Source organism: Neisseria cinerea (assembly GCF_900475315.1).
GTDB lineage: Bacteria > Pseudomonadota > Gammaproteobacteria > Burkholderiales > Neisseriaceae > Neisseria > Neisseria cinerea.
Window position 1 is genome coordinate 1,339,416 of the sequence record NZ_LS483369.1, and the last position, 14,495, is coordinate 1,353,910.

The following is a 14,495-nucleotide window of genomic DNA, read 5'->3' on the forward strand; positions in this document are numbered from 1 at the left end:
GAAAATCATCATGAAAACGAAAAAAACAATACGGCATGACCGCCGCATCATTTCATCGGGCATTATTGCTTTGACATTCTCCGCCGCAAGCCAGACGGTATTTGCCCACTGCGAACCGGCTTCTTATTCCGTCGGCAGCAACGGTATAGTCGCCTCAGGTTGGGGAAGTTTCTCCCGACAGGCGTGTCAAGAGATGAATGGAGGAAGGGGAAACATCAAATATCAATTTGAACACGGCCACAGCGTTCTGATTGCGGATCGCATACCCAGCATACACTTCGTAGATACACCGTCTGCCCCGCTGTTCAACAAAACCTCCGGACTAAATATCAAAACCGCAGCAGCCGCGGGCACTAACATCAGCGGATGGATTGAGACCAATCCCGACCGATCCGGCAAAGTAGGTTATTACCTATCCGACATCACTCATAGCAAACACTATTCTGACTTTACCGTCAACTTTACCTTTAAGGAAAATCCGGCGCAAATTTCCCGTACCGGAATCACAAGCCCGGATGGTCTGCCGATATACCGTATCAACAGCCAACCTTGGCTTGGTGTTTCCTTCCAAATGGCAGCCAGAGTTGACGGCGGGAATATGGGAAGGTGGCAATCCAACCTATCGACGAAGTTGAACATTCGCTCATCCTCCAGCACAGGGGCGGCATTCTACCTTCGCGCAAAACTGCACCAACTGGACAATCCGAAAAACACTTCTCTTCCCGAGGAAATCAGTTTGGGCAACATCGTACCGACCCAACGCTCTCAAATTAAAAATTTCAGCGTTCAAGAGACCAACAGATTCCCCTTTACTTACCAACTTTATGATAATTCCAGTGTAGAGGTTAAGCTGAAACTGCCGCGCAGCATCGGCAACCAATGTACGCCGAGCCAACCGACCGGCGGCTTCCCTATGGTTGCTCCCGCACCGTTGGGCAACATGGTCGCCGAGGTACAAACCTACCCGGAAAAATCCAGCAGCCGGATTCGCCTCTACTCCATGAATGAAACAGGCCGCAGAGCCGGCTCCCTCCCTCAACCTTCATTCCAAAACCGTAAGGTCATGATCCGCCTTGCACAAGGGGCAGACGGTGTCGTATTTACCGACCAGTCAAGCGGACGTTCGAACGGCGAATTCGATATTTCCAACACCCGTCATGACGACGAATGGCAAGATCTGCTGCTTAGATGGACAGACCGCAGGGATAATGACGATAGTTACTTCAACGGTAAAAATGCCCCGGAATACAGCCAGTCTTACCGTATCCGGCAAAACGACGACCGGAATCTCGGCGACATCATCAACAGCCCGATTGCAGGTATCGGCGACTTTATGGCAACGGCCGCAAACGACGGCATGGTGCACATCTTCAAACGTGACGGCAATAATGCATCCTACGATTTGAAGCTCAGCTACATACCTGGAACCATTGCGCGCAAAGACGACCGAAACAACGACACTACCCTGGCCAAAACGCTGCGCCACTTCGCTAACAAAAATTACACAAACAACCTCTACGGCGTGGACGGCGGCTTCGTGCTGCGTAAGGTAAAGGTTGGCAATACTAACCATGTTTTCATGTTCGGCGCGATGGGTCAGGGCGGCAAAGGCGCATATGCTTTGGACCTTGCCGGTCTGAATCAGGATTCAAGCACTTGGATAAGCCACGTTCCCCTGTTTGACGCACAGGACGGCGATTTAGGCTTTACCGTCGGCACACCCCAAATCGGCAAGATTCTCGGCGGCAAATATGCAGGCTTCCTCGCCAACGGCTACGGGGGCAATAAAACCGCACTGTATGTTTACGATATGCTGGGCAAAAACCTGTTAAGAAAAATCGATGTTCCGAACGGCGTAGGAGGCTTGTCTTCCCTGACGCTGGTTGATACCGATTTCGACGGTACAGTTGATATTGCCTACGCAGGCGACCGCGGCGGCAATATGTACCGCTTCGACCTAAGGGACCCTGTTGCCAATAACTGGAAAGTCCTGCGTATTTATAACGGCAACCCAAAAAAACCGGTTACATCCGCGCCCGCCATATCACGTCTGGCAAAAAACAAATATGTCGTTATTTTCGGCACGGGCAGCGATTTGAACGAACATGACGTCAAAGACCAAACTCCGCAATCCATCTATGGCATCTTTGACGACCTGCCTGAGAATATGATAGCCCCTGAAACTCGGGCAACAGCCACGGAAGGCGAATTGGTCAAACAGACCATTGAGAAAAAAGGCGACAAACTCTTCTTGTCCGGCAACGAAACAAAAGGTAAGAGAGGCTGGAAAATCGACCTTGGCAATGGTGACCGCGTAACCATCAAACCCGAAATGGTATTAAGGACAGCGTTTGTTACCATCCGGAACTACACATCGTTCGGCGCATGTGGTGCAGGAACAACCGTCTTGGGCATTGATTCTGAAACCGGTGGCAAACTGACGAAAAGAAATGCCCGCCCGTTCATAAAAAGCAGCAATCCCCCGTCGTCAACCAATACAAACGAACCGCCATTGGGCTGTGAAAAAGGAACAGTCCCTAACCAAAAGGGCGAAAATTATATCTGCCCCAACGGATTCGTTTATCCCAAACTTCTGACCATAAGCTATCGCGACGGTAAGAAAAAAGACGAATCGCCCTTCACGCTGGACGGTGATGCAGGCGGTAACGGCAGCGGAGATGAAGGCGGCCCTGCAAACAAAAACCCGAACAACACCTGCTTCAAAGAAAAAAGCGAAGACGGCAGCCGTACCTTCCTGATGTCTGACATGGGCAACCTGGATGTAACAGGCCCGGTTTGCGGAGGCAAACTCAAACGCATCAGCTGGCGTGAAATCTTTTTCTAACCGGGTATGAGAAAGAAATGCCGTCTGAACTGTTCAGACGGCATTTTTATTATGACATACAGATTCCGACAAAATACGGTACGGTTTGAAACACCGCAACAGGAAAGGCTTGCAAAGATACAGGCTACACTGGATAAATCAGTAAATATTTAAATAATAATCCGCAACATATCCCGCCAGCTGCCTGACGAAGCCGCCCTAATCGGTTTACACTTCTTGAAATCCGGCACGTTTCGGCTTAAAATATGTTGCTTCTAAGGCATACACAGACTGCCTGAAAAAGCACGTTACGCAGATTCTTTCTTGCGCGGCGTGTTTTTTTTTAACCGGATTTTCTGCACGGATGAACCTACCGAAGGCTTTTCAGACGGCATTATCAAGAATTTTATTAAAAACAGGATTCCCATCATGAGCACCCCCGCCCTTCTCGTTCTCGCTGACGGCAGCGTATTTCACGGCACATCAATCGGTTACGAAGGTTCGACTTCCGGCGAAGTCGTGTTCAACACATCTATGACCGGCTATCAGGAAATCCTGACCGACCCTTCCTACTGCAAACAAATCGTTACCCTCACCTATCCGCACATCGGCAATACCGGTACCAACGCCGAAGATGAAGAAAGCCGCAACGTTTACGCCGCAGGCTTGATTATCCGCGACCTGCCGCTCTTGCACAGCAACTTCCGCGCCTCCGAAAGCCTGCACGACTATTTGGTACGCAACAAAACCGTCGCTATCGCCGACATCGACACCCGCCGCCTGACCACGCTGCTGCGCGAAAAAGGAGCACAAGGCGGAGCGATTCTGACCGGTGCAGATGCTACCGTTGAAAAAGCACAAGAACTCATCGCCGCGTTCGGCAGTATGGTCGGCAAAGACTTGGCAAAAGAAGTTTCCTGCCCAGAAACTTACGAATGGACCGAAGGCGAATGGGAATTGGGCAAAGGTTTCGTTACCCCTGACGAACAGCCTTACCACGTTGTCGCCTACGATTTCGGCGTAAAAACCAACATCCTGCGCATGCTCGCCTCGCGCGGCTGCCGCCTAACCATCGTCCCCGCACAAACGAGCGCGGAAGACGTGTTGGCACTCAATCCCGACGGCGTATTCCTGTCCAACGGTCCCGGCGACCCCGAGCCTTGCGACTACGCCATCGAAGCCGTACAAAAACTGATGGAAAGCGGCAAACCGATTTTCGGCATTTGCTTGGGACACCAGCTCATCAGCCTCGCTATCGGCGCAAAAACCCTGAAGATGCGCTTCAGCCATCACGGCGCGAACCACCCCGTGCAAGACTTGGACAGCGGCAAAGTCGTCATCACCAGCCAAAACCACGGTTTCGCCGTCGATGCCGACACCCTGCCCGCTAACGCAAGAATTACCCACAAATCCTTGTTCGACAACACTTTACAAGGTATTGAACTGACCGACAAACCTGTATTCTGCTTCCAAGGTCACCCCGAAGCCAGCCCGGGTCCGCAAGACGTCGGTTATCTGTTCGACAAATTCATTGACAATATCAAAGCAGCAAAACAATAAAGCTGATTTTTTCAGACGGCCACACTCAACTCAACAACAGGCCGTCTGAAAACCAAACCTCAAAAAATATAAATTCAGACACCCTCTCAACATCTACACAGTCTGAAACCCACCCCTCGAATCAGAAAGGAAAACCCATGACAGAAAAGCAAATGCGCATTCTTTCCGTCGTTGCCACCCTGACTGCCGTAGGTATGTACGTTTCCTATATCCCGCAAATCCAAAACAACCTTGCCGGCAACCCCGGTTCACCGTTGCAACCCCTCGTTGCCGCCATCAACTGCACATTATGGGTTGCCTACGGCTTTTTGAAAGAAAAACGCGACTACCCCGTCATGCTGGCAAACGCCCCGGGCATCATTTTGGGTTTGATTACATTTGTCACTAGTTTTTAAGGAAGTTTTCAGACGGACTGTGCAACATAAAAACGCAAAAGGTCGTCTGAAAAGAGTCACCAAAATATCAACGGCAGGAATTTTTCAGGTAGCTTTTTATCGAAAGGCAGATGGAACAAACGCCGCAAGCGTTTTTTCAGACGACCTTTGAATCCATCGGTAGGGTGTGTGCCGCAAAGCACGTACGCGGTGGGTTGGGGTTGCAGAGAAAATGGAAAATGCGTGCGTACCGCACACACACTACCATGCGGGCTACGGCTTGCTTAAACAAATGGATTTAACAGCATGAATATCAAAAATAACGAGAAACAAAGGGATGAAAAAAAATCTACTCCTATCTTTTCTTTTATTATAATATTAATATTAATAGTTATCTTGGTATTAGGTTTATACTTTTTTCATTTTCATGAGGGATTTGCTAAAGATATACCAAATCGAGATTATTCAGGGCTCATTAAGGATTCTCATGCCATTTTTGGTCAGTTTGGTGATTTTTTTGGTGGAGTTTTAAATCCAATTCTGACAGCAGTAAATATTTTGCTGCTTGTATACTTTAATAAAGAAATATTAGATCTAACTATAAAACAACAAGAGAACACGGAAAATAACCATTATTTAAGTGAAGATAAAGAGCAAATCTTTAAACTAATTGAAAATCACCGACACATCCTACTTTCTATCAAAGTCAGCCCTCCTTTACAAAAAGATAAAGATGAAGATGAAACAGATAGAAATGGAAATCTCACACATCGAGGTATTGATGCTTTTTGGTATTTTAGAGCAATGATTGCGACAGGATATACGATACATAATAAAAAAAATCCAAATGACTATGAAAATAATCTAAAAGAAGCATATGACTACATATATAACACAAAGCAACAAAAACAATATTTTGGCCATTATTTTAGAAATTTATTTCATGTGTTCAAATTTATTGAATCATCACGATTTAATAAAGATGAACAAAAAGAATACGCGGAAATAGTAAGAGCTCAATTATCATATCTAGAGCTACACTTTTTATTCCTTAATTGCTTGATCGATGAAGGTTCTGAATTTAAACGATACGTAAAAAAATTTGAATTATTAAAAGAGTTACAAGAATTTGAATTTAATATAAATAGCAAGATTGACCCTATTAAAATAGACCAAATTGTAGAAAACTGGAAAGAGTAAACACCATGCCCAAACGTACCGACCTAAAATCCATCCTTATCATCGGCGCCGGCCCTATCGTTATCGGTCAGGCCTGCGAATTTGACTATTCGGGCGCACAGGCCTGCAAGGCTTTGCGTGAAGAAGGCTACAAAGTCATTCTGGTGAATTCCAACCCCGCCACGATTATGACCGACCCTGAAATGGCGGATGTTACCTACATCGAGCCGATTATGTGGCAGACGGTGGAGAAGATTATCGCCAAGGAGCGGCCCGATGCGATTCTGCCCACGATGGGCGGCCAAACCGCGCTGAACTGTGCGCTGGATTTGGCGCGTAACGGCGTACTGGCGAAATACAATGTTGAATTAATCGGCGCGACGGAAGACGCGATCGACAAGGCGGAAGACCGCGGCCGCTTTAAGGAGGCGATGGAGAAAATCAGCCTCTCCTGCCCGAAATCTTTTGTCTGCCACACGATGAACGAAGCCTTGGCGGCACAAGAACAGGTCGGCTTTCCAACGCTGATTCGTCCGTCTTTCACCATGGGCGGTTCAGGCGGCGGCATTGCCTACAATAAAGATGAATTTTTGGCGATTTGCGAACGCGGTTTTGATGCTTCGCCTACGCATGAGTTGCTGATTGAGCAGTCTGTTCTCGGCTGGAAAGAGTACGAGATGGAGGTTGTACGCGATAAAAACGACAACTGCATCATCATCTGCTCGATTGAAAACTTCGACCCAATGGGCGTGCATACCGGCGACTCAATTACGGTTGCGCCTGCACAAACATTGACCGACAAAGAATACCAAATCATGCGTAATGCTTCGTTGGCAGTATTGCGCGAAATCGGCGTGGATACCGGTGGCTCGAACGTGCAGTTTGCGGTGAACCCTGAAAACGGCGAGATGATTGTGATTGAGATGAACCCACGCGTGAGCCGTTCTTCCGCGTTGGCCTCTAAAGCAACGGGCTTCCCGATTGCCAAAGTAGCGGCGAAACTGGCTGTCGGCTTTACGCTGGACGAGTTGCGCAACGACATTACAGGCGGTCGCACCCCTGCGTCGTTCGAGCCTTCCATCGACTATGTCGTGACCAAAATCCCACGTTTTGCGTTTGAAAAATTCCCTGCTGCAGACGACCGTCTGACCACGCAGATGAAATCGGTAGGCGAAGTGATGGCGATGGGCCGCACGATTCAGGAAAGTTTCCAAAAAGCCTTGCGCGGTTTGGAAACCGGCTTGTGCGGCTTCAATCCGCGCAGCTCCGACAAAGCGGAAATCCGCCGCGAACTGGCGAACCCAGGTCCTGAGCGTATGCTGTTTGTAGCCGATGCGTTCCGCGCAGGCTTCACACTGGAAGAAATCCACGAAATCTGCGCCATCGATCCTTGGTTCTTGGCACAAATCGAAGACTTGGTAAAAGAAGAAAAATCGGTTTCAGACGGCCAGTTACAAGACTTGGATTATGCTGCTTTACGCCGTCTGAAACGTAAAGGCTTCTCCGACAAACGCATCGCGCAACTTTTGGGTGTAAAAGAAAAAGAAGTCCGTGAACACCGCTATGCGCTGAAACTGCATCCGGTTTACAAACGCGTCGACACCTGTGCCGCCGAGTTCGCCACCGAAACCGCCTACCTCTATTCTACTTACGAAGAAGAATGCGAATCCCGTCCTTCCGACCGTAAAAAAGTGATGATTCTCGGTGGCGGCCCGAACCGCATCGGTCAGGGCATCGAGTTTGACTACTGCTGCGTTCACGCCGCGCTCGCCCTGCGCGAATCCGGTTTTGAAACCATCATGGTCAACTGCAACCCCGAAACCGTGTCCACCGACTTCGACACCAGCGACCGCCTGTACTTCGAACCGCTGACGCTGGAAGACGTGTTGGAAATCGTCCGCACCGAAAACCCGTGGGGCGTGATTGTGCATTACGGCGGCCAAACCCCGCTCAAACTCGCCAACGCGCTGGTTGAAAACGGCGTGAACATCATCGGTACATCTGCCGACAGCATCGACGCCGCCGAAGACCGCGAACGCTTCCAAAAAGTGTTGAACGACTTAGGCCTGCGCCAGCCGCCCAACCGCATCGCCCACAACGAAGAAGAAGCGCTCGTCAAAGCCGAAGAAATCGGCTATCCGCTGGTCGTGCGCCCGTCTTACGTCCTCGGCGGCCGCGCCATGCAGATTGTTCACTCTGCCGAAGAGCTGCAAAAATACATGCGTGAAGCCGTACAAGTTTCCGAAGACAGCCCAGTGCTACTCGACTTCTTCTTGAACAACGCGATTGAAGTCGATGTGGACTGCGTTTCAGACGGCAAAGACGTCGTTATCGGCGGCATCATGCAGCACGTCGAACAGGCAGGTATCCACTCCGGCGACTCCGGCTGCTCGCTGCCGCCCTACTCGCTCAGCGAAGAAATCCAAGACGAAATCCGCCGCCAAACCAAAGCCATGGCATACGCGCTGGGCGTGATCGGTCTGATGAACGTACAGTTTGCCGTGCAGGACGGCGTGGTGTTCGTATTGGAAGTGAACCCGCGCGCCAGCCGTACCGTGCCCTTCGTCTCCAAAGCCACCGGCGTGCCGCTCGCCAAAGTCGGCGCGCGCTGCATGGCAGGTATTTCCCTGAAAGAACAAGGCGTGGAAAAAGAAGTCGTTCCCGATTTCTATGCCGTTAAAGAAGCCGTGTTCCCCTTCATCAAATTCCCGGGTGTGGACACCATTCTCGGCCCCGAAATGCGTTCTACCGGCGAAGTTATGGGCGTGGGCGCAAGCTTCGGCGAAGCCTACTACAAAGCCCAACTCGGCGCGGGCGAACGCCTCAACCCGACCGGCAAAATCTTCCTCTCCGTGCGCGAAGAAGACAAAGAACGCGTCATTAAAACCGCTAAAAACTTCCAGGTTTTAGGCTACGGCATCTGCGCCACACGCGGCACGGCGCAATACCTGACCGAACAGGGACTGATTGTACAAACCATCAATAAAGTCCCCGAAGGCCGCCCGCACATCGGCGACGCGCTGAAAAACGGTGAAATCGCACTGGTCGTGAATACCGTTTCCAGCGATCCGCAATCCGTGTCCGACAGCCACATCATCCGCCAAAGCGCATTGCAGCAACGTGTGCCGCAATACACCACCACTGCCGGCGGCGAAGCGATGAGCGAAGGTGCGAAAAGCCGAGACCATCTGGGCGTGTACAGCGTTCAAGAGCTGCACGGGCGTTTGAAAAACCGCAGCTGATACCTGAATCAGCTTGGAAAATGCCGTCTGAAACCTTTACGGTGTCAGACGGCATTTTGTTGCACATAGCCTTCACTTTCTTTGTACCTTTAAGCACCGCGATTTGGGGCGGTGTGTTATCCAACTGCCGGACATCCATAAAAATACCGCCCGAACCACGGTTCAGACGGCATCTGTCTTGCAACGGACAGCGGCGGTTTAAAGCCCTCCCCCTTCGTTCCGCCCCAAAATCATCGCATCGCCGTAGCTGAAGAAACGGTATTCACGTTCAACCGCATGACGATACACAGCGCGGATATGACCCATACCCGAAAACGCGCTGACCAACATCAGCAGCGTCGATTTCGGCAAATGAAAATTGGTAACCAGCCTGTCGACAACATTAAAACGGTAGCCCGGCGTGATGAAAATATCGGTGTCGCCCTGTCCGTCTTTCAAGTATCCCGTCGCGCGCGCGGCAGACTCGAGGGCGCGCATGGAAGTCGTGCCGACCGCCCAGACCTTGTTCCCCCGTGCTTTTGCCGCCTCAACGGCGGCGACGGTTTCAGACGGCACTTCAAACCATTCGCTGTGCATTTTGTGTTCTTCGATTTTTTCCACACGCACGGGTTGGAATGTCCCCGCACCGACGTGCAAGGTTACTTCTGCGGTTTCTACGCCTTTGTCTTTCAGGCGGCGCAAAAGTTCTTCCGTAAAATGCAGACCCGCCGTCGGCGCGGCGACCGCCCCCTGATATTTGGCATAAACGGTTTGATAACGGCTGTCGTCATCCGCATCGGCGGCACGTTCGATATAAGGCGGCAGAGGCAAATGGCCGTTCCGTTCCAAAAGTTCGTAAACGGTTTGACCGCCTTCAAAACGCAAACAGAATAACGCTCCTGCACGCTCGACCATCACGGCACGAATACCGCCTTCAAACACCAGGCCCATACCGGGCTTGGGAGACTTGGACGAACGGATATGCGCCAGTGCGGTATGACTGTCTAAAACACGCTCAATCAAAGCCTCGATTCTGCCCCCGCTGTCTTTTTGACCAAACAGCCGCGCCTTCATTACCTTCGTGTTATTGAATACCAAAACGTCGCCCTCGCCGACATAATCGGGTAAATCGCCGAATACCCGGTCTTGCAGAGGCATATCCGGCAACGCAACCAAAAGGCGGCTGCTGCCGCGCACTTCGGGCGGATGCTGGGCAATCAGCTTTTCAGGCAGGGTAAAATCAAAATCTGAGATATCCATTGTGACACTTTCATTCGGAACAGCGGCCATTATACGCACTTATCTTTTTCAGACGGCATCTTTGTCCGAAAAACCAATAAATTAGAATAAACACTCTCGACAAAGCATACCTCGCATACCAAACCGACCTCCTGCATATTTCCGCCAAAAACTGCTGTTTTTTAATATTTTACTGGACATTTGCCGACAACTTCGGGAAAATAAACACATTATTACGGTTGTTTTCCGCCGTTGGAAAAACTTTTCCAAACCCTATTCCGCCCGGTTTGCGCCGTTGCCGCAAGTCGGCTGTTTTCTGAAAAACCAACGCAACAGCCCGCCGAAAAACCGGCAGCCGTTAAAGGAACAAAAATGGATTTGCGCAAATTAAAAAAACTGATCGATCTGGTTGAAGAATCCGGTATTGCCGAAATCGAAGTTACCGAAGGCGAAGAAAAAGTCCGCATTACCCGAACCATCGCAGCAGCAGCACCGGTTTATGCCGCACCCGCACCTGCCGCAGCCATGGCTGCCGTACCTGCACCCGTCGCAACAACCCCCGCGCCTGCCGCAGCACCTGCAGCCCGAGATTTGTCCAATGCGCAAAAATCACCCATGGTCGGTACGTTCTACCGCGCACCCGGCCCGAATGCTTCCGCATTTGTCGAAGTCGGACAACAAGTTAAAGCCGGCGACACCTTGTGCATCATCGAAGCGATGAAACTGATGAACGAAATTGAAGCCGAAAAATCCGGTACGGTCAAAGAAATCCTGGTCGAAAACGGTACGCCCGTCGAATACGGCGAGCCGCTCTTCATCATTGAATAATCCGCTTTTTCAGACGGCCTTCACTTTAAGGCCGTCTGAAATTCCTTTTTCTGTTCATTAAAGGACAAACCATGCGTCTGATTTTGGCTATTTTCTTGCCTTGGTTGCAGTTTTTCACCATTGGCCGTCCGTTTGCAGGCATCATCTGTCTGATTCTGCAATGTACGCTGGTTGGCTGGATACCGGCAGCCATGTGGTCGGTTTACGCCTTGAGCCAATACAAAACCGACCAAAAAATCCGCAACGCATTAGGCGGCCGCTGAGGCCGTCTGAACCATCCGGAAAGATTATCATGCTGAAAAAAGTATTGATCGCCAACCGGGGCGAAATCGCCCTGCGCGTCCTGCGAGCCTGCCGTGAAATGGGCATCGCCACCGTCGCCGTCCATTCCGAAGCCGACAAAGACAGCCTGCACGTCAAACTCGCCGACGAATCCGTGTGTATCGGTCCCGCCTCCTCGGCGCAAAGCTATCTGAATATTCCCGCCATTATCGCCGCCGCCGAGGTTACCGATGCAGATGCCATCCACCCCGGCTACGGCTTCCTTGCCGAAAACGCCAATTTCGCCGAACAGGTCGAACAATCGGGCTTTATCTTCATCGGCCCTAAAGCAGACACCATCCGCCTGATGGGCGACAAAGTATCCGCCAAACACGCCATGATCGAAGCGGGCGTGCCTTGTGTTCCCGGCTCTGACGGCGCATTGCCCGACGACGGCGAAGAAATCCTCAAAATCGCCGATAAAGTCGGTTATCCCGTCATTATCAAAGCCTCCGGCGGCGGCGGCGGCCGCGGTATGCGCGTCGTCGAGAAAAAAGAAGACCTCCTCCAGTCTGTCGAAATGACCAAAGCCGAAGCAGGCGCGGCATTCGGCAACCCGATGGTTTACATGGAACGCTATTTGCAACGTCCGCGCCACGTCGAAATCCAAGTGATTGCCGACGAACACGGCAACGCCATCTACCTTGCCGAGCGCGACTGCTCCATGCAGCGCCGCCACCAAAAAGTCATCGAGGAAGCACCGGCTCCGTTCATCACTGAAAAAGAACGCGCCAAAATCGGCAAAGCCTGTGCCGACGCCTGCAAACGCATCGGCTATCGCGGCGCAGGTACGTTTGAATTCCTTTACGAAGACGGCGAGTTCTTCTTTATCGAGATGAACACACGCGTTCAGGTTGAGCATCCGGTTACCGAGCTCATCACCGGCGTGGACATCGTCCAAGAGCAATTGCGCATCGCGGCCGGCCTGCCGTTGCAATACAAACAAAAGGATATTCAAGTCGAAGGCCACGCGTTTGAGTGCCGTATCAACGCCGAAGATCCGTACAACTTTATCCCAAGCCCGGGTCTGATTGAGAGCTGCCATCTGCCCGGCGGCTTCGGTATCCGCGTCGACAGCCATATTTACCAAGGCTACCGCATCCCTCCTTACTACGACAGCCTGATCGGCAAAGTCTGCGTCGTCGGTAAAGACCGAGACCAAGCCATGGCTAAAATGCGCGTAGCCCTTGCCGAGCTGGCGATTACCGGCATCAAAACCAATACGCCGCTGCACCGCGACTTGTTCAACGACCCAGGTTTCCAAAAAGGCGGCGTCAGCATCCACTATTTGGAACACTGGCTGGAAGATCGCAAAGCCAAACAGGACAAATAAGCCGTCCCCGATATGCCGTCTGAAACAGTTTGTCCGTTTTCAGACGGCATTTCCGTTACACACCCATTACCTTATACAGTACGACCCTATTCCGAAGGTCTGTTAAGAAAGCCCACTATGCCTTACCAACAAATCACCATCAACGTCAACGATGCCGTCGCCGAACGCCTCGCCGACACCCTGATGGAACATGGCGCACTCTCCGCCGCCATTGAAGATGCCTATGCAGGCACCGAAAACGAACAAGCCATCTTTGGCGAACCCGGTATGCCGACCGAACAAATCTGGCAGCAGAGCAAAGTCATCGCCCTGTTCGGCGAACACGACGAAGCCGCCGCCATCATCCAAACCGCCGCACAAGAATGCGGATTAAAAGACTTGGCATACACCGGTGAAACCCTCGAAGACCAAGACTGGGTACGCCTGACCCAAGCGCAATTCGACCCCATCCAAATTTCCGAACGCCTGTGGATTACCCCCTCTTGGCACGAAGCCCCCGAAGGCACTGCCGTCAACCTCCGCCTCGATCCCGGCCTCGCCTTCGGAACCGGCAGCCACCCGACCACCCGTCTCTGCCTCAAATGGTTGGATACACAACTCAAAAACGGCGAAAGCGTCCTCGACTACGGCTGCGGTTCAGGTATCCTGACCATCGCCGCCCTCAAACTCGGCGCAGGTTCTGCCGTCGGCGTCGATATTGACGAACAGGCCATCCGTGCCAGCAAGGACAACGCCGAACAGAACAACGTCGATGCACAATTCTTCCTGCCCGACGGCCTGCCTCAAGGGCAATTCGACGTAGTTGTCGCCAACATCCTCGCCAACCCTTTACGTATGCTCGGCGAAATGCTTGCCGCCCGCACCAAACAAGGCGGCCGCATCGTGTTATCCGGTTTGTTGGACGAACAAATCGAAGAACTCAGCGGCATTTACAGCCAATGGTTCGATCTCGATCCTGCGGAAACCGAAGAAGGATGGGCGCGATTGAGCGGGACAAAACGCTGACAAGCAAAGGAAATATCATGCAGGATAAAAACAACCTCTGCTGGCTCGATATGGAAATGACGGGGCTGAATCCCGAAACTGACCGCATTATCGAAGTCGCGATGATTATTACCGACTCGGATTTGAATGTATTGGCGCAATCCGAAGTTTACGCCGTCCACCAAAGCGACGAGCTACTCGACAATATGGACGAGTGGAACACCGCCACACACGGTAGGACGGGGCTGACACAGCGCGTACGCGAATCGTCGCATACCGAAGCTGAAGTCGAACAGAAACTGCTGGACTTTATGTCGGAATGGGTACCCGAACGCGCCACGCCGATGTGCGGCAACTCCATCCACCAAGACCGGCGCTTCATGGTCAAATATATGCCGAAACTGGAAAACTACTTCCACTACCGCAACCTTGATGTTTCCACGCTGAAAGAGCTTGCCAAACGCTGGAATCCGCCCGTTGCCAAAAGCGTCGTCAAACGCGGTTCGCACAAGGCATTGGACGACATTTTGGAAAGCATCGAAGAAATGCGCCACTACCGCGAACACTTTCTGATTTCCGCCACCAAACCCGATACGGAATAAGAAACAAAAAATGCCGTCTGAAACGCTGTT

At 51.5% G+C, this 14,495-nt stretch carries 12 protein-coding genes; 11 read left to right on the forward strand and 1 reads right to left on the reverse strand.

Annotated features, from left to right (window positions below):
* Positions 1 to 10: 10 nt before the first annotated feature.
* From pilC to carB, 5 genes are all read left to right on the forward strand, one after another.
* Positions 11 to 2,845 carry a PilC family type IV pilus tip adhesin gene (pilC, locus tag DQM57_RS06895; protein WP_111727356.1) on the forward strand — a complete coding sequence of 945 codons (2,835 nt, stop codon included), beginning with the start codon at positions 11 to 13 and terminating at the stop codon, positions 2,843 to 2,845.
* 408 nt (positions 2,846 to 3,253) lie between these two features.
* The gene (gene carA / locus DQM57_RS06905; protein WP_111727357.1) at positions 3,254 to 4,384 is read left to right on the forward strand and encodes a glutamine-hydrolyzing carbamoyl-phosphate synthase small subunit; all 1,131 of its coding nucleotides are present in this window, start codon (positions 3,254 to 3,256) and stop codon (positions 4,382 to 4,384) included.
* A 137-nt stretch (positions 4,385 to 4,521) separates the two neighbouring features.
* Positions 4,522 to 4,779, forward strand: coding sequence for a SemiSWEET family transporter (locus tag DQM57_RS06910; protein WP_049331825.1), 258 nt, complete (start codon positions 4,522 to 4,524; stop codon positions 4,777 to 4,779).
* 285 nt (positions 4,780 to 5,064) lie between these two features.
* Complete coding sequence (locus DQM57_RS06915; RefSeq protein WP_111727358.1) at positions 5,065 to 5,958, forward strand: putative phage abortive infection protein; 894 nt, start codon at positions 5,065 to 5,067, stop codon at positions 5,956 to 5,958.
* Positions 5,959 to 5,963: 5 nt separating this feature from the next.
* Positions 5,964 to 9,179, forward strand: coding sequence for a carbamoyl-phosphate synthase large subunit (carB, locus tag DQM57_RS06920; RefSeq protein ID WP_111727359.1), 3,216 nt, complete (start codon positions 5,964 to 5,966; stop codon positions 9,177 to 9,179).
* A 198-nt stretch (positions 9,180 to 9,377) separates the two neighbouring features.
* On the opposite strand, the gene queA is transcribed toward carB, so the two are convergent.
* On the reverse strand, positions 9,378 to 10,418 hold the full coding sequence (gene queA, locus DQM57_RS06925; RefSeq protein ID WP_111727360.1) for a tRNA preQ1(34) S-adenosylmethionine ribosyltransferase-isomerase QueA: 1,041 nt from the start codon (positions 10,416 to 10,418) through the stop codon (positions 9,378 to 9,380).
* A 115-nt stretch (positions 10,419 to 10,533) separates the two neighbouring features.
* Here queA and DQM57_RS09890 point away from each other — a divergent pair, with 115 nt between their 5' ends.
* The 6 genes from DQM57_RS09890 to orn all read left to right on the forward strand — a co-directional run bounded on the left by DQM57_RS09890 (position 10,534) and on the right by orn (position 14,465).
* Entirely contained in the window at positions 10,534 to 10,788 is a 255-nt protein-coding gene (locus DQM57_RS09890) for an acetyl-CoA carboxylase (protein ID WP_373279803.1), read from the forward strand.
* Positions 10,770 to 11,225: an acetyl-CoA carboxylase biotin carboxyl carrier protein gene (gene accB, locus DQM57_RS06935; RefSeq protein ID WP_111727361.1), complete on the forward strand. Its 456-nt coding sequence runs from the start codon at positions 10,770 to 10,772 to the stop codon at positions 11,223 to 11,225. The genes DQM57_RS09890 and accB overlap by 19 nt, the downstream gene beginning before the upstream one ends.
* 71 nt (positions 11,226 to 11,296) lie before the next feature.
* Complete coding sequence (locus DQM57_RS06940) at positions 11,297 to 11,488, forward strand: YqaE/Pmp3 family membrane protein (RefSeq protein ID WP_003680299.1); 192 nt, start codon at positions 11,297 to 11,299, stop codon at positions 11,486 to 11,488.
* Between the two features lie 29 nt (positions 11,489 to 11,517).
* The gene (accC, locus tag DQM57_RS06945) at positions 11,518 to 12,879 is read left to right on the forward strand and encodes an acetyl-CoA carboxylase biotin carboxylase subunit (protein WP_003676864.1); all 1,362 of its coding nucleotides are present in this window, start codon (positions 11,518 to 11,520) and stop codon (positions 12,877 to 12,879) included.
* A gap of 117 nt (positions 12,880 to 12,996) precedes the next feature.
* Positions 12,997 to 13,884 (forward strand): 50S ribosomal protein L11 methyltransferase, encoded by an 888-nt coding sequence (gene prmA, locus DQM57_RS06950; protein WP_107961132.1) that lies wholly within the window; start codon positions 12,997 to 12,999, stop codon positions 13,882 to 13,884.
* Positions 13,885 to 13,901: 17 nt separating this feature from the next.
* Positions 13,902 to 14,465: an oligoribonuclease gene (orn, locus tag DQM57_RS06955; RefSeq protein ID WP_107860287.1), complete on the forward strand. Its 564-nt coding sequence runs from the start codon at positions 13,902 to 13,904 to the stop codon at positions 14,463 to 14,465.
* Positions 14,466 to 14,495: the final 30 nt, after the last annotated feature.